The sequence below is a fragment of the Pseudomonas sp. 1L-B-1-E-C1 genome (genome assembly GCF_057291835.1).
On record NZ_JBXAWN010000003.1, the window covers coordinates 402,200 to 423,864 of the forward strand.

At 60.9% G+C, this 21,665-nt stretch carries 23 protein-coding genes and 1 other RNA gene; 13 read left to right on the top strand and 11 right to left on the bottom strand.

The genetic code is table 11. The annotated features are described in order from the left end of the window. Positions 1–117 precede the first annotated feature (117 nt). The 4 genes from AC0Z4S_RS08120 to AC0Z4S_RS08135 are packed head-to-tail and all read right to left on the bottom strand — an operon-like array spanning position 118 to position 2,964. On the bottom strand, positions 118–855 hold the full coding sequence (locus AC0Z4S_RS08120; RefSeq protein ID WP_007911148.1) for an amino acid ABC transporter ATP-binding protein: 738 nt from the start codon (positions 853–855) through the stop codon (positions 118–120). After that, on the bottom strand, positions 842–1,492 hold the full coding sequence (locus AC0Z4S_RS08125; RefSeq protein ID WP_016772621.1) for an amino acid ABC transporter permease: 651 nt from the start codon (positions 1,490–1,492) through the stop codon (positions 842–844). Before AC0Z4S_RS08125 ends, AC0Z4S_RS08120 begins: the two co-directional genes overlap by 14 nt. Next, complete coding sequence (locus AC0Z4S_RS08130; RefSeq protein WP_485622629.1) at positions 1,489–2,157, bottom strand: amino acid ABC transporter permease; 669 nt, start codon at positions 2,155–2,157, stop codon at positions 1,489–1,491. The genes AC0Z4S_RS08125 and AC0Z4S_RS08130 overlap by 4 nt, the downstream gene beginning before the upstream one ends. Before the next feature lie 21 nt (positions 2,158–2,178). After that, positions 2,179–2,964, bottom strand: coding sequence for a transporter substrate-binding domain-containing protein (locus AC0Z4S_RS08135; RefSeq protein WP_253497037.1), 786 nt, complete (start codon positions 2,962–2,964; stop codon positions 2,179–2,181). Positions 2,965–3,220: 256 nt separating this feature from the next. Here AC0Z4S_RS08135 and AC0Z4S_RS08140 point away from each other — a divergent pair, with 256 nt between their 5' ends. The 7 genes from AC0Z4S_RS08140 (at position 3,221) to AC0Z4S_RS08170 (ending at position 11,475) form a co-directional block, all read left to right on the top strand. Beyond that, positions 3,221–3,925: a FadR/GntR family transcriptional regulator gene (locus tag AC0Z4S_RS08140; RefSeq protein WP_042607141.1), complete on the top strand. Its 705-nt coding sequence runs from the start codon at positions 3,221–3,223 to the stop codon at positions 3,923–3,925. A 120-nt stretch (positions 3,926–4,045) separates the two neighbouring features. Continuing rightward, the gene (trxA, locus tag AC0Z4S_RS08145) at positions 4,046–4,375 is read left to right on the top strand and encodes a thioredoxin TrxA (RefSeq protein ID WP_003206727.1); all 330 of its coding nucleotides are present in this window, start codon (positions 4,046–4,048) and stop codon (positions 4,373–4,375) included. A gap of 247 nt (positions 4,376–4,622) precedes the next feature. Then, positions 4,623–5,882 carry a transcription termination factor Rho gene (gene rho, locus AC0Z4S_RS08150; protein ID WP_003229334.1) on the top strand — a complete coding sequence of 420 codons (1,260 nt, stop codon included), beginning with the start codon at positions 4,623–4,625 and terminating at the stop codon, positions 5,880–5,882. A 139-nt stretch (positions 5,883–6,021) separates the two neighbouring features. Continuing rightward, complete coding sequence (locus AC0Z4S_RS08155; protein ID WP_485622630.1) at positions 6,022–7,977, top strand: acyltransferase family protein; 1,956 nt, start codon at positions 6,022–6,024, stop codon at positions 7,975–7,977. Positions 7,978–8,057: 80 nt separating this feature from the next. Next, positions 8,058–9,524, top strand: a complete 1,467-nt coding sequence (ubiD, locus tag AC0Z4S_RS08160) for a 4-hydroxy-3-polyprenylbenzoate decarboxylase (protein WP_039757427.1) — start codon at positions 8,058–8,060, stop codon at positions 9,522–9,524. After that, entirely contained in the window at positions 9,524–10,492 is a 969-nt protein-coding gene (locus AC0Z4S_RS08165) for a CDP-6-deoxy-delta-3,4-glucoseen reductase (protein ID WP_485622631.1), read from the top strand. The genes ubiD and AC0Z4S_RS08165 overlap by 1 nt, the downstream gene beginning before the upstream one ends. A gap of 314 nt (positions 10,493–10,806) precedes the next feature. Continuing rightward, positions 10,807–11,475, top strand: a complete 669-nt coding sequence (locus tag AC0Z4S_RS08170; RefSeq protein ID WP_485622632.1) for a gamma-glutamylcyclotransferase — start codon at positions 10,807–10,809, stop codon at positions 11,473–11,475. Here the strand turns inward: AC0Z4S_RS08170 and glpT are convergent. After that, positions 11,451–12,800, bottom strand: a complete 1,350-nt coding sequence (gene glpT / locus AC0Z4S_RS08175; RefSeq protein ID WP_039757430.1) for a glycerol-3-phosphate transporter — start codon at positions 12,798–12,800, stop codon at positions 11,451–11,453. The two genes, AC0Z4S_RS08170 and glpT, sit on opposite strands and share 25 nt — an antisense overlap. Positions 12,801–13,057: 257 nt before the next feature. After that, positions 13,058–14,035 (bottom strand): NADPH:quinone oxidoreductase family protein, encoded by a 978-nt coding sequence (locus AC0Z4S_RS08180; RefSeq protein WP_485622633.1) that lies wholly within the window; start codon positions 14,033–14,035, stop codon positions 13,058–13,060. A 150-nt stretch (positions 14,036–14,185) separates the two neighbouring features. Between AC0Z4S_RS08180 and AC0Z4S_RS08185 the strand changes: the two genes are divergently transcribed. Continuing rightward, positions 14,186–14,593, top strand: coding sequence for a flagellar basal body-associated protein FliL (locus tag AC0Z4S_RS08185; protein WP_253497019.1), 408 nt, complete (start codon positions 14,186–14,188; stop codon positions 14,591–14,593). 93 nt (positions 14,594–14,686) lie between these two features. Here AC0Z4S_RS08185 and AC0Z4S_RS08190 read toward each other — a convergent pair whose 3' ends face one another. Continuing rightward, positions 14,687–15,136: an EVE domain-containing protein gene (locus AC0Z4S_RS08190; protein WP_471877050.1), complete on the bottom strand. Its 450-nt coding sequence runs from the start codon at positions 15,134–15,136 to the stop codon at positions 14,687–14,689. 197 nt (positions 15,137–15,333) lie between these two features. Between AC0Z4S_RS08190 and AC0Z4S_RS08195 the strand changes: the two genes are divergently transcribed. Continuing rightward, positions 15,334–15,489 carry a hypothetical protein gene (locus tag AC0Z4S_RS08195; RefSeq protein WP_024014743.1) on the top strand — a complete coding sequence of 52 codons (156 nt, stop codon included), beginning with the start codon at positions 15,334–15,336 and terminating at the stop codon, positions 15,487–15,489. 35 nt (positions 15,490–15,524) lie between these two features. Here the strand turns inward: AC0Z4S_RS08195 and AC0Z4S_RS08200 are convergent, their stop codons facing one another. From AC0Z4S_RS08200 to AC0Z4S_RS08215, 4 genes are all read right to left on the bottom strand, one after another. Then, the gene (locus AC0Z4S_RS08200; RefSeq protein ID WP_471877051.1) at positions 15,525–16,130 is read right to left on the bottom strand and encodes a 5-formyltetrahydrofolate cyclo-ligase; all 606 of its coding nucleotides are present in this window, start codon (positions 16,128–16,130) and stop codon (positions 15,525–15,527) included. Between the two features lie 80 nt (positions 16,131–16,210). Continuing rightward, a non-coding RNA gene (ssrS, locus tag AC0Z4S_RS08205) (6S RNA) lies at positions 16,211–16,389 on the bottom strand. A 30-nt stretch (positions 16,390–16,419) separates the two neighbouring features. After that, a complete protein-coding gene (locus AC0Z4S_RS08210) occupies positions 16,420–16,737 on the bottom strand; it encodes a cell division protein ZapA (RefSeq protein ID WP_042607079.1) in 318 nt (105 codons plus the stop codon). Further along, positions 16,734–16,943, bottom strand: coding sequence for a TIGR02449 family protein (locus tag AC0Z4S_RS08215; protein ID WP_007911197.1), 210 nt, complete (start codon positions 16,941–16,943; stop codon positions 16,734–16,736). The genes AC0Z4S_RS08210 and AC0Z4S_RS08215 overlap by 4 nt, the downstream gene beginning before the upstream one ends. A gap of 124 nt (positions 16,944–17,067) precedes the next feature. On the opposite strand from AC0Z4S_RS08215, the gene AC0Z4S_RS08220 reads away from it, so the two are divergent. The 4 genes from AC0Z4S_RS08220 to AC0Z4S_RS08235 all read left to right on the top strand — a co-directional run bounded on the left by AC0Z4S_RS08220 (position 17,068) and on the right by AC0Z4S_RS08235 (position 21,501). Then, entirely contained in the window at positions 17,068–17,628 is a 561-nt protein-coding gene (locus AC0Z4S_RS08220) for a YecA/YgfB family protein (RefSeq protein ID WP_101161501.1), read from the top strand. 27 nt (positions 17,629–17,655) lie between these two features. Further along, positions 17,656–18,990: a Xaa-Pro aminopeptidase gene (gene pepP, locus AC0Z4S_RS08225; RefSeq protein ID WP_253497011.1), complete on the top strand. Its 1,335-nt coding sequence runs from the start codon at positions 17,656–17,658 to the stop codon at positions 18,988–18,990. Then, positions 18,987–20,174 carry a 2-octaprenyl-6-methoxyphenyl hydroxylase gene (ubiH, locus tag AC0Z4S_RS08230; RefSeq protein ID WP_485622634.1) on the top strand — a complete coding sequence of 396 codons (1,188 nt, stop codon included), beginning with the start codon at positions 18,987–18,989 and terminating at the stop codon, positions 20,172–20,174. The genes pepP and ubiH overlap by 4 nt, the downstream gene beginning before the upstream one ends. Positions 20,175–20,283: 109 nt before the next feature. Next, on the top strand, positions 20,284–21,501 hold the full coding sequence (locus AC0Z4S_RS08235; protein ID WP_485622649.1) for a 2-octaprenyl-3-methyl-6-methoxy-1,4-benzoquinol hydroxylase: 1,218 nt from the start codon (positions 20,284–20,286) through the stop codon (positions 21,499–21,501). Positions 21,502–21,665 lie beyond the last annotated feature (164 nt).

A 21,665-nucleotide genomic window follows, 5' to 3' on the forward strand; every position in this document is an offset into this window, starting at 1 on the left:
GAAAGTCTTAGGATCGCGGCGCGGCCATTCGCGAGCAGGCTCGCTCCCACGGGTGAACGCATTCCAATGTGGGAGCGAGCTTGCTCGCGAAGAGGGCATCACTGCCTAGGAAAATCTTCAGGCTGTCGCTTCCACCGTGCCAATAAAGTTCGCCAGCTCGGCCGTCTGCGGATTGGCAAACAACACCTTCGGATCGCCCACCTCATGCACCTTGCCATGGTGCATGAAGACCAGTTTATCCCCGACTTCCCGGGCAAAGCGCATCTCGTGGGTGACCATGATCAGCGTCATGCCTTCCTTCGCCAATTGCCGCACCACGCTGAGCACTTCGTTGACCAGCTCCGGGTCGAGTGCCGAAGTGATCTCATCGCACAGCAACACCTTCGGCGACATCGCCAATGCCCGGGCAATCGCTACCCGCTGCTGCTGCCCGCCGGACAAGCGATCCGGAAAGGCATCGAATTTCTCCCCGAGCCCGACTCGCTCGAGCATTTCCCGCGCAAGCTCGGCAGCCTTGGCCTTGGGCACTTTCTGCACCACTTGCGGCGCGAGCATGACGTTTTCGCCGACGGTCAGGTGCGGGAACAGGTTGAATTGCTGAAAGACCATGCCGACCTTCTGTCGCAGGCTGCGCAGATCGGCGCGGGCGGCGTCGAGGTACTCGCCGTCGACTTCGATCACGCCATCGTTGATCGACTCCAGGCCATTGAGGGTGCGCAACAGGGTCGATTTGCCCGAGCCGCTGCGGCCGATGATCGCCACCACCTGGCCTTCCTCGACGCTGAGGTCGATGCCTTTGAGCACGTGGTGATCGCCGTAGTATTTATGCAGGGCGGAAATTCTAAGCAGAGGCATGCAGTCTCCTTTCCAGGTAGCGCGCACTGAGGGACAAGGGGTAGCAGAGCAGGAAGTAGCCGAGCGCGACGAGGCCATAGACCATGAACGGTTCAAACGTGGCATTGGCGAGCATGCCGCCGGTCTTGGTCAGCTCGGTGAAGCCGATGATCGAGGTCACCGCTGTGCCCTTGACCACTTGCACCGAGAACCCCACGGTCGGCGCCACGGCGATGCGTAGCGCTTGCGGCAGGATCACGTAGCGCAGTTGCTCCAGCGGATTGAGCGCCAGGCTCGATGAGGCTTCCCACTGGCCGTGGGGAATCGCCTCGACGCAACCGCGCCAGATCTCCGCCAGATAGGCGCTGGTGAACAAGGTCAAAGCGATCGCCGCGGCCATCCACGGCGAAATTTCGATCCCGGCCAGCGCCACGCCAAAGAACACCAGAAACAATTGCATCAACAGCGGCGTGCCCTGGAACAGCTCGATCCAGGTGCGGGCGATGCTGCTTGGCAGGGTGTTTTTCGAGATGCGCATGACCAGAATCAGCAGGCCGACCAGGCCGCCGCCAATGAACGCCACCAGCGACAGCGCCAGCGTCCACTGCAGGCCGGTGAGCAGATTGCGCAGAATGTCCCAGAAAGTGAAGTCGCTCATTGGCTGCTCCTCGCAATGAACCGCCGGCCAAACCAGTTGAGCAACTGGCGGATCAGCAGCGCCATGCACAAGTAGATCAATGTGGTCAGCGCATAGGTTTCAAAGGCGCGGAAGTTGCGCGACTGAATGAAGTTGGCAGCGAAGCTCAATTCTTCCGTGGCGATCTGCGAGCACACCGCCGAACCGAGCATGACGATGATGATCTGGCTGCTCAGCGCCGGCCAGACCTTGCCCAGTGCCGGCAGCAGGACGACGTGACGGAACGCTTCGAAACGGGTCATCGCCAATGCCGCAGCCGCTTCCAGTTGCCCGCGCGGAATCGCCTGGATGCCGGCGCGAATGATCTCGGTCGAGTAGGCGCCAAGGTTGATCACCATCGCCAGCACCGCCGCTTGCCACTCGGAGATCTGCATGCCGAGCGATGGCAGGCCGAAGAAGATGAAGAACAGCTGCACCAGAAACGGCGTGTTGCGGATCAACTCGACGTAGACGCCGAAGATCGCCGAGAACGGGCGGATGTGCCACGCCCGCACCAGCGCGCCGACAACACCCACGCCGACCCCGAGCAGCGCGCCGATAGCGGTCAGTTCAAGGGTGAACAGCGCGCCGCGCAACAGCAGGTCGGTGTTTTCCACCACCGGCAGGAAATCGAACTGATAAGCCATGAAGGTCTCCCGCGCAGTCGATCAGAGATCGGCCGGCAGCGGCTCTTTCAGCCAGGTCTGCGAGTTCTTTTCCAGTGCGCCGTCAGCCTTGGCGGTATTGAGGATGTCGTTGACCCTGGCCAGCAACGCCGCTTCGTTCTTGTTCACACCGACGTAGACTGGCGAATCCTTGAGCTTCACTTTCAGCGCCGGCACGCGTTTCGGGTTCTTTTCGCTGATCGCGACCATCACCACGTTGCCGCTGGCGATCAGGTCGACCTGGCCGGCCAGATAAGCAGCGATGGTCGAGTTGTTGTCTTCGAAGCGCTTGATGGTCACGCCTTCGGGGGCGACTTTGCTCAGCTCGATGTCTTCGATGGCTCCACGGGTGACGCTGATGGTCTTGCCCTTGAGGTCATCGAGGCTGGTGATCGCGGCGTCTGGTGGGCCGAACACCGCGAGATAGAACGGTGCGTAGGCGCGGGAGAAGTCGATGACTTTCTCACGCTCGGGGTTTTTGCCGAGGCTGGAAATCACCAGATCGACTTTGCCGGTGGTGAGGAACGGGATGCGGTTGGTGCTGTTGACCGGGGTCAGTTCAAGTTTGACCTTGAGCTGGTCGGCGAGCAGTTTCGCCGTGTCGATATCCAGACCGCGCGGCTTCATGTCCGGGCCGACCGAGCCGAACGGCGGGAAGTCCTGGGGCACGGCAACTTTCAGCGTGCCGCGTTTGACCACGTCGTCCAGACCGTCGGCGTGAGCGGGGGCCTGGCACAGCAGCAGGCCGGCAAACAGGGAAGCGAGGAGGGCGCTGTAACGCTGGGTCATGGACAATCTCCGGATCGGCGGGAAGTGATTTCTGCAAACGGACAGAGCATGGGCCGTGCCAAAAGCCTGGATTCGCCTCGGCAGGCCGCGGTATCAGCGGCTTGGTTCGGTCTTACTGGTCTGAACAGTCAACCCGGTTTTCGCACTGCGATGGCGCATCGGCAATGCGCGCCGAACCCCGCTGGGGCACGACTTGCCGGACTCGGCGAATAGCTTTACAACTAGCCGCACCTTGGCCATGACGCGTCCGCACATCATGAATTCGATCTCCCGCGCCGTACCCGAAGTGGCGCTGCAAGCGATCCGCAAACTGATCACCGAACAGGGCTTCGGCGCCGGCGATGCCTTGCCGTCGCAACGGGATCTGGCGCTGCAACTGGGCGTCAGTCGGGCATCGTTGCGTGAAGCGCTGTCGTCGCTCAGTGCACTGGGCGTGGTCAGCATTCAGCCGGGCAAGGGCGTGTTCGTGCAGTCGCCGGTCGAATTGTCGCGCGGCGAAGCGCCGGGCTGGCCATTCGCGGCGCAGGCCTCGCCGCTGGACATCTTCCAGTTGCGCTACGCGCTGGAGGGCTTTGCCGCCGGGCTCGCCGCGACAACCTTGAGCACGTTTGATCTGGATGCGCTGGAAGACAATGTCGCGGCGATGCGCGAGCAATTGCGCGGAGGCGACTTCGAAGCGGCGGCGAAACTCGACTTCGATTTTCACCGGCGCATCCTCCTGGCCAGCGGCAATCAGGCGATGCTGAGCATCCTCACCGCCAGCGCCGAGATCTTCCTCGAGAGCCAGAAACTGCCGTTCATCCGCGCCGAGCGCGCCATGGAAACCTGGCAGGAACACCGCAAGATCCTCCGCGCCCTGGCCCGCCGCGCATCGGGGGCTGCACAGAAAGCCATGCAGGAACACGTGCGCAACGCCGCCCTGCGCACCGGAATCGCCTTCATCGCTCCCGCCACGGCGTGACTTGAGCTATACCCAAACTCATCAGGGGCCATAGCAACACTCAATCATCTGCGGCTTCCTGAACAAGGGAAGGGCGGCTATGATGGGCCACGTTTTTTTGCTTACAACCTGGAGAATTCCATGAGCAGCGATCTGATCAAACACGTTAGCGACGCTAGCTTCGAAGCCGACGTACTCAAGGCCGAAGGCGCTGTCCTGGTCGACTACTGGGCTGAATGGTGCGGCCCTTGCAAAATGATCGCACCGGTTCTGGACGAGATTGCCGAGACTTACAAAGGCAAGCTGACCGTCGCCAAACTGAACATCGACGAAAACCAGGAAACCCCGGCCAAGCATGGCGTGCGTGGTATCCCGACGCTGATGCTGTTCAAGAACGGCAACGTTGAAGCGACCAAGGTCGGCGCACTGTCGAAGTCGCAACTGGCGGCTTTCCTCGACGCCAACATCTGAGCGTCGCAGTAAAACGCTGAAAAAAAGCCCCGCAAATCGCGGGGCTTTTTGCGTATTCAGGGCTAGACGCTCCGAAACTCAGGTGGTACATTCGGCCCCGCACTGGTTTCTCCAATGCCCCCTGCTAGCCGTCGCCGACGCACTCCTTTTCGAATTAGTTCGCGATCCTGTCGCCTTCTCCGCGGCGCGGCCTCATTAAGCCAAAAGCTTAATTTCCCCCCTCCATAAATGATTACGTCATTCCTATATGAATCTGACTGAACTCAAGCAAAAGCCGATTACCGAACTGCTCGAATTGGCCGAACAGATGGGCATAGAAAATATGGCCCGTTCGCGCAAGCAGGACGTGATTTTCTCCCTGCTGAAAAAGCACGCGAAAAGCGGCGAGGAAATCTCCGGTGATGGCGTGCTGGAGATTCTCCAGGACGGCTTCGGCTTCCTGCGCTCCGCAGACGCTTCCTACCTCGCCGGCCCTGACGACATCTACGTCTCGCCGAGCCAGATCCGCCGCTTCAACTTGCGCACCGGTGACACCATCGTTGGCAAGATCCGCCCTCCGAAGGAAGGCGAGCGGTATTTCGCCCTGCTCAAGGTCGACACGATCAACTTCGATCGTCCGGAGAACGCGAAAAACAAGATTCTCTTCGAGAACCTGACTCCGCTGTTTCCGACCGTGCGCATGAAGATGGAAGCCGGTAACGGTTCCACCGAAGACCTCACCGGTCGCGTGATCGACCTGTGTGCGCCGATCGGCAAAGGCCAGCGTGGTCTGATCGTCGCACCGCCGAAAGCCGGTAAAACGATCATGCTGCAGAACATCGCAGCGAACATCGCCCGTAACAATCCTGAAGTTCACCTGATCGTGCTGTTGATCGACGAGCGTCCGGAAGAAGTGACTGAAATGCAGCGCACCGTGCGCGGCGAAGTGGTTGCCTCAACCTTCGACGAGCCGCCGACCCGTCACGTGCAGGTCGCTGAAATGGTGATCGAGAAGGCCAAACGCCTGGTCGAACACAAGAAAGACGTGGTGATCCTGCTCGATTCCATCACCCGTCTGGCCCGTGCCTACAACACCGTGATCCCGAGCTCCGGCAAGGTGCTGACCGGTGGTGTCGATGCCCACGCCCTGGAGAAGCCGAAGCGTTTCTTCGGTGCCGCGCGTAACATCGAAGAAGGCGGCTCGCTGACCATTATCGCCACCGCGCTGGTTGAAACCGGCTCGAAGATGGACGAAGTGATCTACGAAGAGTTCAAGGGTACCGGCAACATGGAACTGCCTCTGGATCGCAAGATCGCCGAGAAGCGTGTGTTCCCGGCCATCAACATCAACCGTTCCGGCACCCGCCGCGAAGAGTTGCTGACCGCCGACGACGAACTGCAGCGCATGTGGATCCTGCGCAAGCTGCTGCACCCGATGGACGAAGTCGCCGCCATCGAGTTCCTGGTCGACAAGCTGAAAACGACCAAGACCAACGACGAGTTCTTCTTGTCGATGAAGCGCAAGTAATATTCTGCGCTGTTAGAAAAGGCGTCCCGCGAGGGGCGCTTTTTTTTGCCCGCGATTTATTTGTATCTGGATTGAAGTTTGCGCGGCTGCTAACGTCGCGCCTTCAAGGATTCTGTATCCAGAACAGGTAAGGTTTTTCATGCACACGTTTGGCAATCGCCGTGATATCGACGGTTTACGCGCGCTCGCGGTTCTTCCCGTCGTACTGTTTCATTTCGGGTTCAATACATTCAGCGGCGGCTTTGTCGGCGTGGATGTTTTCTTCGTCATCTCTGGATTTCTGATCACCTCGATCCTGTTTCGCGAAATCAGCGCCCAGCGCTTCAGTTTTGTCGATTTCTGGGCGCGCCGTGCCCGCCGCATTATTCCCGCCTTGACGGTGGTCATGCTGGTGACGCTGGCGCTGGGCTGGCTGCTGCTGACGGCGAAGGATTTTTCCGAGCTGGGCAGAACGGTGCGTTATCAGTCGCTGTTCATCTCCAATATTCTGTTCATGCGCGAGGACGGCTATTTTCAGCCAGCCTCCGACCTGAAACCGTTGTTGCACACCTGGTCGCTGGCGGTTGAAGAGCAGTACTACATCTTTTTCCCGTTACTGATGGCGGTGCTGGTTCGCTATTTCAGACACTGGCGCTGGATCCTGCTGGCAATGCTGCTGGTTTCCTTCGGCCTGAACATCGCCTGGATTGAGCACAAGCCGGAATTCACCTTTTTCTCTCTGCCGACGCGTGCGTGGGAATTATTGTGCGGGGCAATGCTTGCGGTAATGCCTGCGCCCAAACAGGCCGTGCGGCCGTGGCTGTATCAGATGGTTGGCGTTGCAGGTCTGGCGGCAGTGCTGGTCGCCGTATTCACGTTTGATCGCTCGACGGTGTTTCCTGGGTGGGCGGCGTTGCTCCCGGTACTGGGCACCACCGCGTTGATCTGGTCGGGCGCCCAGGGACCGAGCTGGGCCGCACGACTGTTGAGTCTGCGGCCGCTGGTCTGGATCGGCCTGCTGTCCTATTCGTTGTATCTCTGGCACTGGCCGATTTACGTATACGCCAACGCCATTTCCATCGACGGTGTCCAGCCTCTGGAGGCGTTCGCCTGGATTGCGCTGGCAGTGGGCCTGGCGTGGCTGAGCCTGCGCTACATCGAGTTGCCATTTCGGGAAAAACGTTTGCTGGGCGAGCGTAGATCCATACTCGCGGGTGCAGTGGTGGCCATTGCTGTACTGGTAGCGGTCGGATCGGCGATTCGCTCGGCCGACGGTATCCCCGGGCGCCTGAGCGGCAAGGCTCTGGAATATGCCCAGGCCCGCGAGTGGCGCGCCGGACAAATGAAATGCATGGTCGTGACGCAAGACAAATCGATCGACAAGGCCTGCCTGGTCGGCGGCGAACAGGGCACGCCACCGACTCAGGCTTTCTGGGGTGACAGCCATGCTGCCGCGCTGATGCCAGCCATCGAGAGCAATGCCCGCCGCGACGGCCGTTCGGTGTGGCTGTTCAGTATGAGCGCCTGTCCGCCGATTCTCAGCGACGAGCCGCGCCAGCGCTGCAAGGAATTCAATCAGCAAACCATGGACAAAGTGCTCAGCCTTGGTATCAAGGATGTGGTATTGGCGTCCAACTGGAGCCTGTATGTTTACGGCAGAGAGGACGGCGACAAGAAGGTCTTGCTCAACTCCCATGACGATACCGCCCAGGCTGAGCAGCGCATGGCCGCCGCGTTGCGCGCGCGTGTGGCCGCCTTGCGCGCAGCCGGGGTGCAGGTCTGGCTGTTCAGGGAGGTACCGCTGCAACGCAAGGGCACCATTAACCGCCTGACCAGTCTGGCGAGGATCGGCCGCTCCGCCGACGGTCTGGGGCGTCCGCTTGAGGAGCATCTGGCGCGCCAGCATTTTCTCGGCAACCTGTTCACGTCCATGAGCGAAGCCGATCCGGGTGTTCATGTCATCGATCCGACGCCGATGATGTGCGCCGACGGGGTTTGCAGCATCGAGGTCAACGGGCACTCGCAGTACAAGGATGAAGACCATCTTTCCGACATTGGCAGCGCCAGACTGAGCCCGCTGTTTGCACCGGTATTGCTGGGCACGAGCGGGCAATGAGTACTGCCGGGCACTGACGGGCTGCTGTTTGCCCGTCAGAGCAGGTAGGATGTACGCCTATTTTGAGGGTGCCATCGTCAATGAAATTCAAGGATCTTCGGGATTTCGTGCAGCAGCTTGAGCAGCGCGGAGAGTTGAAACGCATCCAGATTCCCGTCTCGCCGGTGCTGGAGATGACTGAGGTGTGCGACCGCACGTTGCGGGCCAAAGGCCCGGCGCTGCTGTTCGAAAAACCCACCGGTTACGACATCCCGGTGCTCGGCAACCTGTTCGGCACCCCCGAGCGCGTGGCCATGGGCATGGGCGCCGAGTCGGTCAGCGAACTGCGCGAAATCGGCAAGCTGCTGGCCTTCCTCAAGGAACCGGAGCCGCCGAAGGGCTTGAAGGACGCGTGGTCGAAACTGCCGATCTTCCGCAAGATCATTTCCATGGCGCCGAAAGTCGTCAAAGACGCGGTGTGCCAGGAAGTGGTCATCGAAGGCGATGACGTCGATCTGGCAATGCTGCCGGTGCAGACCTGCTGGCCCGGCGACGTGGGCCCGCTGATCACCTGGGGCCTGACGGTCACCAAAGGCCCGAACAAGGAACGTCAGAACCTCGGCATCTACCGCCAGCAAGTGATCGGCCGCAACAAGGTGATCATGCGCTGGCTCAGCCACCGTGGTGGCGCCCTCGACTTCCGTGAGTGGTGCGAGAAGCATCCGGGCCAGCCGTTCCCGGTGTCCGTGGCCCTTGGTGCCGATCCGGCGACGATTCTCGGTGCGGTGACGCCGGTGCCGGACAGCCTCTCCGAATACGCTTTCGCCGGCCTGTTGCGCGGTAATCGCACCGAACTGGTCAAGTGCCGTGGCAACGACCTGCAAGTACCGGCCACCGCCGAAATCATCCTTGAAGGCGTGATCCATCCGGGCGAAATGGCCGACGAAGGTCCGTACGGCGACCACACCGGTTACTACAACGAAGTCGACAGCTTCCCGGTGTTCACCGTCGAGCGCATCACCCACCGGATCAAACCGATCTATCACAGCACCTACACCGGGCGGCCGCCGGATGAGCCGGCGATTCTCGGCGTGGCGCTGAACGAAGTGTTCGTGCCGATCCTGCAGAAGCAATTCCCGGAGATCACCGACTTCTACCTGCCGCCGGAAGGCTGCTCGTACCGCATGGCCGTGGTGACAATGAAGAAGTCGTATCCGGGGCATGCCAAGCGCGTGATGCTCGGCGTCTGGTCGTTTTTGCGACAGTTCATGTACACCAAGTTCGTTATCGTCACTGACGACGATATCAACGCCCGCGACTGGAACGATGTGATCTGGGCCATCACCACACGCATGGACCCCAAGCGCGACACGGTGATGATCGACAACACGCCGATCGACTACCTCGATTTCGCTTCGCCGATTTCCGGCCTGGGCTCGAAAATGGGCCTGGATGCCACCCACAAGTGGCCGGGCGAAACCACCCGCGAGTGGGGCCGCGTGATCGTCAAGGACGACGCCGTCACCCAACGGATCGATGCCATCTGGAATCAGTTAGGAATAGATTGATGCGTGTAACCCTGCAGCCTTCCGGAGCGGTGCTCGAGATACAACCCGGTGAGCGGATTCTCGACGGCGCGCGGCGCCTGGGCTATGACTGCCCGCAAAGCTGCCGCAACGGCAATTGCCACGTGTGTGCAGCGCTGCTGGTCGAAGGCCGCGTCGAGCAGGCTGGCAAGGTCCGCGACCACGGCGAGTTCTACACCTGCATCGCCGAACCGCTGGAAGACTGCGTGCTGCTGTGGGATGGCGTGCTCGCATTGGGTGAGCTGCCGGTGCGCAGCCTGTCGTGTCAGGTCATCGAGTGCCGCGAGGTGGGCGGCGATACCTGGCGCGTGCGCCTGCGTGCACCGGCTGGCAAACCACCGCGTTATCACGCCGGGCAGTATTTGATGATCGAGCGTGAGAGCGGCGAGAAATCGGCGTTCTCCATGGCTTCGGCACCCCACGGCGGGCGTGATCTGGAAATCCACGTGCTGGCGCGCGAAGCCAGTGCGCTGAGCCTGATCGAACAGCTGCAACGCAACCCGATGGTGCGTGTCGAGCTTCCATTCGGCGACACACATCTTGCCGAGTTGCCAGACGGCCCACTGGTGTTGATTGCCGCCGGCACTGGCATGGGCCAGATTCACAGCCTGATCGAACATTGCCGAGCCGAAGGCTTCAAGCATCCAGTGCATCTGTATTGGGGCGTACGCCGTCCAGAAGATTTCTATCAGATCGAGCACTGGGACGAATGGCTGAAGCTGCCCAACCTGTTTCTGCACAAGGTCGTCAGCGACCAGTGCGGCTGGGAAGGGCGCTGCGGTATGTTGCACGAGGCGGTTTGCGAGGATTTCCCGGACCTGAAGCCGCTGCACGTCTATGCCAGCGGTTCGCCGGCGATGGTCTACGGCACGCTGGACGCGCTGGTCGAGGCGGGAATGGATGCGCATCAAATGCGCGCCGACGTGTTCGCCTATGCCCCGCGCTCTTGAAAATGTGGGAGCGAGCTTGCTCGCGAATGCGGTTTGTCAGTCATGATTGATGTCGACTGACAGATCGCTTTCGCGAGCAAGCTCGCTCCCACATTGGTTTTATGCGTAGCGCTCGCAATGCGTTATAACTCTACATATAGCCGATCGGTATTTATGTAATTGCACAAATGCCGCTAGGTTATATATCAATCAGGTAATTAATCACTGCCAGTGTCATGGCACTTAATTTGCCTTAAAACATATGTGCCTTATTGTTACAGCGGTGCGTTCTATTAAGTAATTCTTTACCCGCGGGGAGCTGAACGCTATTCGCCATGAGCGCCATTGAAAACGCAATTCTGAATCTGGCTTACCCTCCGCGGCTCGATCTGGGGCCGCAGCTGACGCACGAACAACTTCTCGCTTCCATGCAATCGACCATGGCGCGCCACAAGGGCGGGCCGGTGTGGCTGTTCGCCTATGGCTCGTTGATCTGGCGTCCGGAATGTACGGCGGTTGAGCGTATGCGCGGTCGCGTGCATGGCTACCATCGCGGCTTGTACCTGTGGTCGCACGAGCACCGTGGTACGCCGGAAATGCCCGGTCTGGTGTTCGGTCTGGATCGTGGCGGTTCCTGCAGCGGTTTTGCCTATCGCTTGCCGGAAGACAATCTCGATGCCGCGCTGTATGCGCTGTGGAAACGCGAGATGCCGTTTCCCTCGTATCGTCCGCACTGGCTTAATTGCCGGCTCGAAGATGGCACTCAGGTGCAGGCCTTGGGATTCGTGCTGGAGCGTCACCTGCCGAGCTATGCCGGCAACTTGCCGGATCATGTGCTCAGCCAGGTGTTCGCCAGCGCCAGCGGGCGTTACGGCACCACTCGCGATTATGTCGAGCAGACCGTTCACGCCCTGCGCAGCCACGCCATGCCAGACCGCAATCTGGAGGCGCGGCTCAAGCGCTGTAAATCACACAGCGATCAGGCGACCGCTTCGCGGCTCTGACTGGCGACCTGCTTGTGCCACAGCGTTGGCGCAAGAAAGGCCATCGCCAGCAGGCAAGCGCCGACCAGCAGCACGAAACCGCCGTCCCAGCCGAAATGGTCAACGGTGTAGCCCATCGCCGCACTGGCCGCGACCGAACCACCCAGATAACCAAACAGACCGGTGAAGCCCGCGGCGGTGCCGGCGGCTTTCTTCGGCGCCAGTTCCAGCGCCTGCAGGCCGATCAGCATGACCGGGCCGTAGATCAGGAAGCCGATCGACAGCAGGGCGATCATGTCGACCATCGGGTTGCCGGCCGGATTCAGCCAGTACACCAGCGTCGCCACGGTTACCAAGGCCATGAAGACCATGCCGGTCAGGCCACGGTTGCCACGGAAGATCTTGTCCGACATCCAGCCGCACAGCAGCGTGCCCGGAATCCCCGCCCACTCATAGAAGAAATAGGCCCACGAGGTTTTATCCACGGTGAAACCCTTGGCTTCCTTCAGGTAGGTCGGCGCCCAGTCCAGCACGCCGTAGCGCAGCAGGTAGACGAAGACGTTGGCCATGGCGATGTACCAGAGCATTTTGTTGCGCAGCACGTATTTGACGAAGATTTCCTTGGCGCTGAATTCGTCTTCGTGGCTGGCGTCGTAGCCTTCCGGATAATCGTTCTTGTACTGCTCGATCGGCGGCAGGCCGACCGATTGCGGGGTGTCGCGCATGGTGATGAACGCAAACACCGCCACGCCCAGTGCGACTGCTGCCGGGACGTAAAACGCCGCGTGCCAGTCGTTGAACAGACCCATGCCGATCAGGAACAGCGGGCCGATCAGACCGCCGCCGACGTTATGCGCCACGTTCCACACCGAGACCACGCCGCCGCGTTCCTTCTGCGACCACCAGTGCACCATGGTTCGCCCGCTCGGCGGCCAGCCCATGCCCTGCGCCCAGCCGTTGATGAACAACAGGATGAACATCATCGTCACGCTGGATGTTGCCCACGGCGCGAAACCGAAAATGAACATCACCCCGGCCGAGACCAGCAGGCCGAACGGCAGGAAGAAACGCGGGTTGGAACGGTCGGACACCAGGCCCATGAGGAACTTCGACAAACCGTAGGCAATGGCGATCGCCGACATCGCCAGACCAAGGTCGCCACGGCTGTAGCCTTCATCGATCAAGTAGGGCATGGCCAGGGAGAAGTTCTTGCGCAGCAGGTAGTAACCGGCGTAGCCGATAAAGATACCGGCGAAGATCTGCCAGCGCAGACGTCGGTAGGTGCTGTCTATTTTTTCTTCAGGCAAAGGAGCCTGATGTGCGGCAGGACGAAAGAAAGCAAACATTCAAGAGCTCCAGTTTTCTTGTTTTGACTGCGGATGCGAATGTTACAGTTTCGTTACCGAAAATAGCATCGCTTCACGTCGGCAAAACAGCGGAAATTTGGGCAGATGAGCGTTCCTTTATGAACATGTCGCTCTGAGATAAGTATGGGGCGCTGAGGGAATGGTGGCTCGGGTGGGTTTCTGCGGTTTAACGTGTTGCAGAGACGGATCTCAACGCTAAAGCGATCCGGATGGCTGCTCCGGATCGCTCCCTGTTGTTAACGGACCTGAACGACAACCTTGCCCACAGCCTTGCGCTGGCCAAGATCATCGATCGCCTGAGCGGCATTGCTCAGCGGATACACCAGCGACACCAGTGGTTTGAGCTTGCCCTCGGCAAACCAGGCGAACAGTTGCGCAAAGTTGGCTGCGTTGTCCTGGGGCTGGCGTTGGGCGAACGAGCCCCAGAACACGCCGAGCACCGCCGCGCCTTTAAGCAGGGCGAGGTTCACCGGCAGTTCCGGGATGCGCCCGCTGGCGAAGCCGACGACGAGCAGGCGGCCGTTCCAGGCGATGGCGCGGATGGCCTGGTCGAACAGGTCGCCGCCGACCGGGTCGTAAATCACGTCGGCGCCCTGGCCGTCGGTGAGGCGTTTGATTTCGTCCTTCAGATTGCTTTCGCTGTAGTTGATCAACTCGTCAGCCCCGGCGGCCTTGGCCACCGCGAGTTTCTCGGCGCTGCTGGCGGCGGCGATCACGCGGGCGCCCATGGCTTTGCCGATCTCCACCGCGGCGAGGCCCACACCACCGGATGCACCGAGAACCAGCAGGGTTTCGCCCGGTTGCAGGTTGGCGCGCTGCTTGAGCGCGTGCATGGAGGTGCCGTAGGTCATGCTGAAAGCAGCGGCGATGTTGAAATCCATCGACGGTGGAATCGGCAGGACGTTGTAGCCCGGCACCGCAACCTGCTCGGCAAAACTGCCCCAACCGGTCAACGCCATCACCCGGTCGCCGACTTTCAGGTGGCTGACCTTTTCCCCGACTTCGCGCACCACCCCGGCCGCTTCACCGCCCGGCGAGAACGGGAAGGGCGGTTTGAACTGGTATTTACCCTCGATGATCAGCGTGTCCGGGAAGTTGACCCCGGCGGCGTGCACGTCCAGCAGGATTTCATTCTTCTTGGCGACAGGACTGGCGACGTCTTCCAGCACCAGCGATTCGGCAGGGCCGAAGGCTTTGCACAGCACGGCTTTCATCAGGGCTATTCCTTTGGGAGTGATGGCCGATAAGTGTAGGTGTGTGAATCAACGGGTCAACGAGCATGCCCGACCCTGATAGTCAGCCATAAGCTTGTGCTTGCGCGGCGGGTCGTTATGCTAGGCCGCAAACCGGATAAGGAGCGAATTGTGAAAGCGTGGATCATGTTGTTGCTGGCCCTGTCTCTGCCTGTGGCAGCACTGGCCGAAGAAGCCAAAGAAGGCGAGGCGCCGAAGGTCAATTACATCACCCTCAGCCCGCCGTTCGTCGGCAATTACGGCCTCGACGGCACCGCCAAGCTCAAGGTTTACAAGGCCGATGTGGCCCTGCGCGTGACCGGCGAAGAGGCGAGCAAACTGGTCAAGGCCAACGAGCCGCTGATTCGCAATCAACTGGTGGCGCTGTTCACTCAGCAGACCACCGAGGCGATGGGCAGCATCGAGGGCAAAGAAAAACTGCGTCAGGAAGCGTTGAAGCAGACCCAGCAGGTCATGAATGACGAGACCGGCAAGCCAGTGGTTGAGGATCTGTTGTTCAACAACCTGATCATTCAGTAAGCCATAAAATCAAAAGATCGCAGCCTTCGGCAGCTCCTACCTTGGAATGCGTTTCCCTGTAGGAGCTGCCGAAGGCTGCGATCTTTTTGCGCGTCAACGCAACGCAATCACCGCCGCCCACTGCTCCGCCGTCACCGGCATCACCGACAACCGCGACCCTTTCTGCACCAGTGGCATCTCGGCCAACGCGGTCTGCTGCTTCAGGTAATCGAGCTTCAACACCCGCGCAAACGTCTCGACATGTTCGACATCGATCGCGCTCCAGGCATTTTTCTCCGGCGTAGCCTTGGCATCGAAGTAATGACTCTGGGGCTCCAGTGCCGTCGGATCGGGATACGCTGCTTCGATTATTCTGCCGATCCCGGCAATCCCCGGCTCCGGGCAGCTGGAATGGTAGAAAAAGAACTCGTCACCGACCGCCATCGCCCGCAGGAAGTTGCGCGCCTGATAGTTGCGAACCCCGTCCCAGCGCGCCTTGCCGAGCTTTTCCAGACCCTTGATCGAGAGTTCGTCGGGCTCCGATTTCATCAGCCAGTAGGCCATGTCATTTGCTCCTGAAGCGGTCATTGGGCAGGTTGTCGGGCAATTTTATGACAAACCGACAGTCGGTTGACGTCAGCGTTTGCGCACAGGTTCACGTTGCCGCAAAATGCCGGCCTTTAAAGCTTGACGCTGCTGCACGGCCTACGAACGGAAACCGCTGCTGTCATCGTGATGATGTGCCTTGAGGGGGGCAATCGATGAAACGCAAACCGGATTTGCTATGGACTTTGGTAATTTTGTTTGGCTTGGGCGTGGTAACCACCGGTTACGCGCAGAGCCTGTGGGCGAACAAGACCGACGCGCCGATTGAAGTGGCGCAACAGGTGCAACAGTCGACCGCTTTCAAACGCTGAACCTGTCTCTTCGACGCCGCTGTTCTGTGCGGCGTCTACTCTGCGAAATACCATGCCTTGTCAGTGACCGTGCCTTGTAACGGGACATCCCAACTCGCCTGCGCCAAACGCTCGACCTTCTGACATTCATGGGCCAGGCCCAGCAGCGTCGGCTTGCGCCAGTTCTTGCGCCGGGCCAGATAGGCGAGGCTGCGATCATAAAATCCGCCGCCCATGCCCAGTCGCCCGCCGACATCGTCAAATCCGACCAGCGGCAACAGCACCAGATCCAGCGCCCATACCTTGCGTTGTCGAGCCAGACTGGCCCGGGGCTCAAGGATGCGGAAACGATTGGGGCTGAGCTTTTCGCCAGGACGAATACGCTGAAAGACCATCTTCGTTCGCGGCCAGGCGCTGAGTACCGGCAGATAAGTCGCCTTGCCGCGACGCTGGGCTTCGCGCAGCAGCAAGCGCGGATCGATTTCACCGTCGGTGGGCAAATACAGAGAGATATGTTTCGCCCGGCGAAAATGCGGGTCTTGGGCCAATTGCCGGAACAGGCCTTTGGCAGCCTGGCGTTGTTCGCCCGGCGTCAGTGCGCGGCGCGCCTTGCGCAGCAGGCGACGGAGTTGCGGGCGGGGCAGCAGCGCGGGTTCGGTCATGGTTCGGCTTCGGCAGGTGGATGCAAAAACGTACGCATAAAAAATCCGATGTCGGCATACACCGACATCGGATTCGAATCAGGCTCCCCGGATGAACCGCTGTCAACTCAGCCCTTGAACCCGAAAGTTCAAGGTGGAAGAAGCAGTAGACTTTAAGGCTTTCCGTCTAGCGGACATGCACACCAGCCCAACGTGCAACTTCCAGGGTAGTGCGAATCGGCTCCGGGACATCGTCAACTGGCAAGCACCCCAGGGAGTGTGGCGAGTATACCTCAAGCTGCCAGTCGAATCAGCCCTTGGCGGTACTCTGATCGTCGGCGAGGACCAGATCGACACGATCGAGCAAGTCGCGCACCTGTTCGCGGGTCGAACCGCTGGCCTGGATGTCCGGGCGCTCTTCTTTGTGCAACAGGTCGTGGGTGATGTTCAGCGCGGCCATCACGGCAATGCGGTCGGCACCGATGACTTTGCCGCTGCTGCGGATCTCGCGCATCTTGCCGTCCAGGTAGCGGGCGGCACTGACCAGATTGCTGCGTTCTTCCGGCGGGCAGATGATCGAATACTCTTTGTCGAGGATCTGCACGGTAACGCTATTGCTTGAACTCATGAGTCTTGCTCCAGGGCCTTGAGGCGCGAAATCATCGATTCGACCTTACGCCGGGCGATTTCGTTTTTTTCAATGAGGTGAGCGCGTTCCTCGCGCCAGGTTTTTTCCTGAGCTAGTAAGAGTGCGTTTTGACTCTTAAGTTGCTCGACTCGGCCAATCAGCAGTTCGAGTCTGGCCATCAGCGCTTGCAGGTCGGTGTCTTCCATTGGGTCCACGTGTTCGTCTGATGGGGGTGACTGGCGGACAGCCTTTAATGGTCTTGGCGGGGCTGTCGATGTAGGATACAAGGCCTTCATTCTAGACATAGCGCCGTCTGGCGCCTAGCTGCCCATGACCATTGCGAATTCCCCGTACCAAGCCTTTGCCACCCTGCTGACTGCCAGCGGCCACAACGTCTCGCCTGCCGAACTGCACGGCGTGCTGCTCGGGCGCAGTTGCGCCGGGGCCGGCTTCGATCACGAAGGCTGGCTCATCGACGCCGCCGAACTGCTCGAAGGCGACATCCAGGACAACGTCCGCAACGCCCTGATCGGCCTGCAGGAGATGGTCAAGGGCGAGCTGACCGGTGACGACGTCACCGTGGTTCTGCTGCTGCCGACCGACGATGCACCGCTGGCCGAGCGCGCTGCTGCGCTGGGCGAATGGTGCCAGGGCTTCCTCAGCGGTTTCGGCCTGAACTGCCGCGACAGCAGCATGCTCAGCACCGAAGCCACCGAAGTGCTGCAGGATCTGGCGGCGATTTCCCAGGTTCAGGATGCGCTGGAAGAATCCGAAGACGGCGAGTCCGACTACATGGAAGTCATGGAATACCTGCGCGTCGCGCCGCTGCTGCTGTTCTCGGAAACCAAAAAAGCCGATGTACCGCCAGCCGCCAAGCCGTCGCTGCATTAATCGCGTGCCAGGGAAAGCCATCTGCCCATGACCCATATCCCCAAAGCGGAATACAGCCGTCGCCGCAAGGCCCTGATGGCGCAGATGGAACCCAACAGCATCGCAATCCTACCCGCCGCCGCGGTGGCCATCCGCAACCGCGACGTCGAGCACGTCTACCGGCAGGACAGCGACTTCCAGTACCTCAGCGGTTTTCCCGAGCCGCAAGCCGTCATCGTCCTGATGCCCGGGCGTGAGCACGGCGAGTACATCCTGTTCTGCCGTGAACGCAACGCCGAGCGCGAATTGTGGGATGGCTTGCGCGCCGGGCAGGAAGGCGCGATCAGCGAATACGGCGCCGATGATGCGTTTCCGATTACCGACATCGACGACATCCTCCCGGGCCTGATCGAAGGCCGCGACCGGGTCTATTCGGCGATGGGCAGCAACCCGGAATTCGATCGGCACCTGATGGAGTGGATCAACGTGATCCGCTCCAAGGCGCACCTTGGTGCGCAGCCGCCGAATGAATTCGTTGCCCTGGATCACCTGCTGCACGACATGCGCCTGTATAAATCGGCGGCAGAAGTGAAGGTGATGCGCGAGGCTGCGCGGATCTCGGCGCAAGCGCATATCCGCGCGATGCAGGCCAGTCGGCCCGGGCTCTATGAGTACAGCCTCGAAGCCGAATTGGATTACGAATTCCGTAAGGGCGGGGCGAAAATGCCGGCCTACGGTTCGATCGTCGCCGCCGGGCGCAACAGCTGCATCCTGCATTACCAGCAGAATGACGCGCTGCTCAAGGACGGTGATCTGGTGTTGATCGACGCCGGCTGCGAGATCGACTGCTACGCCAGCGATATCACCCGCACCTGGCCGGTCAACGGCAAGTTTTCGCCCGAGCAGAAAGCGATCTACGAATTGGTACTGGCCTCGCAAGAAGCCGCGTTCGCCGAAATCGCCCCGAACAAGCACTGGAACCAGGCGCATGAAGCCACAGTGCGAGTGATTACCACAGGGCTGGTGAGACTCGGCTTGTTGCAAGGCGAGGTCGATGAATTGATCGCCAGCGAAGCCTACAAAGCGTTTTACATGCACCGCGCCGGCCACTGGCTGGGCATGGATGTGCATGACGTCGGCGAGTACAAGGTCGGCGGCGAATGGCGCGTGCTGGAAGTCGGCATGGCGCTGACCGTGGAACCGGGCATCTACATCGCCCCGGACAACCAGAACGTGGCGAAGAAATGGCGCGGCATTGGCGTGCGCATCGAGGACGACGTGGTCGTGACCCGATCCGGTTGTGAAATTCTCACCGGCGGTGTGCCGAAAACCGTCGCCGAGATCGAAGCGCTGATGGCACAAGCAAGGACACACGCAGCATGAGTCGAGTCAATCTGGCAATCATCGGTGGCGGTCTGGTCGGCGCCAGTCTGGCGTTGGCCTTGCAGGCCGGAGCCAAGGCGCAAGGCTGGAAAATCGTCCTGATCGAACCGTTCGCCCCCGGCGACAGCTGGCAGCCAAGCTACGACGCCCGCTCCTCGGCGCTATCGTTCGGCTCGCGGCAGATTTACCAGCGCCTGGGCGTCTGGCAGGAAATTTCCCGCCGCGCCGAGCCGATCAAACAGATTCATGTCTCCGACCGCGGCCGTTTCTCCACCGCACGTTTGTCGGCGATGGAAGAGGGCGTACCCGCGCTCGGTTACGTGGTGGAAAACGCCTGGCTCGGCCAGTGCCTGTGGCAGCACCTCGACAAAGACGTGGTCAATTGGCGCTGCCCGGCGGAAGTCACGCGCATGGAGCCGTTGGCCGATGGCTATCGCCTGACCCTCAACGATGAAACCTCGCTGGAATGCGACCTCGCAGTGCTCGCCGATGGCGGCCGTTCCGGGTTGCGCGAACAGTTGGGCATCAACGTGCGCAAGCGCCCGTACAATCAGAGCGCGCTGATCGCCAACATCACCCCGAGCGAAGCGCACAACGGCATGGCCTTCGAACGCTTCACCGACGAAGGGCCAATGGCCCTGCTGCCACTGCCGGACAACCGCTGTGCGTTGGTCTGGACCCGACTGGGCATGGATGCGCAGCGCCTGACCGAGTTGAGCGAGCGTGATTTCCTCAGCGAGCTGCAAGGCGTGTTCGGTTACCGCCTCGGCACCTTGAAGCAGGTCGGCGCGCGGCATCTGTATCCGCTGTCGCTGATCGAGGCTGAAGAACAGGTGCGTTCGCACCTGGCCGTGCTCGGTAACGCCGCGCACAGCCTGCATCCGATCGCCGGCCAGGGCTTCAACCTGTCGCTGCGTGACGCCGACGCCTTGGCGGCTGCGCTGCTGGCCAGTGATAAGCCGCTGGGCGACTTCGCCACGTTGCAGGCCTATCGCGAGCGGCAGCGCCTTGATCAGGACTTGACCGTGGGCTTCTCCGATCAGGTTACGCGCCTGTTCGGCAGCACCCAGCCGCTGGTGTCGCTGGGGCGCAACCTCGGCCTGCTCGGCCTCGACCTGCTGCCGCCGGCGAAACGCTGGTTCGCCCGTCAGGCGATGGGCCTGGGAACACGTCCGGATGCTTGAGTGGCTGAGCGGCACTTTCATTTTCAGGATCGCGCCGCCCTCAGGCGCGCTCGGTAAAACCCATTACGTGCGGCGCAAGCCCCAAGCGAGACAGGCCTAAAGCATGGAAATGCGCGCAGATCTGCTGATAGTCGGAGCCGGAATGGTCGGCAGCGCCCTGGCGCTGGCGCTACAGGACAGCGGCCTGGAAGTGCTGCTGCTCGACGGCAGCCCGATGAGCGTGAAACCGTTCGACGCCGACGCTGCATTCGAACCGCGGGTCAGTGCGTTGTCGGCGGCAAGTCAGCGCATCCTCGAACGCCTCGGCGTCTGGGACGGCATCGCGCAACGGCGCAGCAGCCCGTACACCGACATGCACGTCTGGGACGGCAGCGGCACCGGGCAGATTCATTTCTCGGCGAGCAGCGTGCATGCCGATGTGCTCGGCCATATCGTCGAAAACCGCGTGGTCCAGGATGCGCTGCTCGAGCGCTTGCATGACTGCGATCTGGGCATGCTCGCCAATGCGCGGCTGGAGCAGATGCGTCGCTCCGGCGATGACTGGCTGCTGACCCTGGCCGATGGCCGTACCTTGCGCGCGCCGCTGGTGATCGCGGCTGATGGCGCTAATTCTGCTGTGCGCCGTCTCACCGGCGTGGCGACTCGCGAGTGGGATTATCTGCATCACGCCATCGTCACCAGCGTGCGCTGCAGCCAGCCGCACCGCAAAACCGCGTGGCAGCGCTTTACCGATCACGGGCCGTTGGCGTTTCTGCCACTGGAACGCGATGGCCAGCAGGACTGGTGCTCGATCGTCTGGTCGACCACGCCGAGTGAAGCCGAGCGCTTGATGGCGCTGAACGACGTCGCGTTTTGCGCCGAACTGGAGCGGGCCTTTGAGGGACGCCTCGGTGAAGTGATCAGTGCCGATCCGCGTCTGTGCGTGCCGCTGCGTCAGCGCCATGCCAAGCGCTACGTCGCGGAAGGCCTGGCCCTGATCGGCGATGCGGCGCACACCATTCACCCATTGGCGGGGCAGGGCGTAAATCTCGGTTTCCTCGACGCCGCGGTACTGGCGGAAGTATTGCTGCAAGCGCATGAGCGCGGCGAGCGATTGGCTAACGTGAAAGTGCTGAGCCGCTACGAGCGTCGGCGCATGCCGCATAACCTGGCACTGATGGCGGCGATGGAGGGCTTTGAGCGGTTGTTCCAGGCCGATCCGCTGCCGCTGCGCTGGTTGCGCAATACCGGGCTGAAGCTGGTTGAGCAGATGCCCGAGGCGAAGGCCTTGTTTGTGCGCGAGGCGCTGGGGTTGACCGGGGATCTTCCGGCGCTCGCCAAGCCCTGAGATATGCATTGAATCTGATGGCCTCATCGCGAGCAGGCTCACTCCTACAGGGGAGCGCATTCCCCTGTAGGAGCTGCCGAAGGCTGCGATCTTTTGATCTTGATCTTGAAAAATCAAAAGATCGCAGCCTTCGGCAGCTCCTACAACGATTTGTGCAACATCTG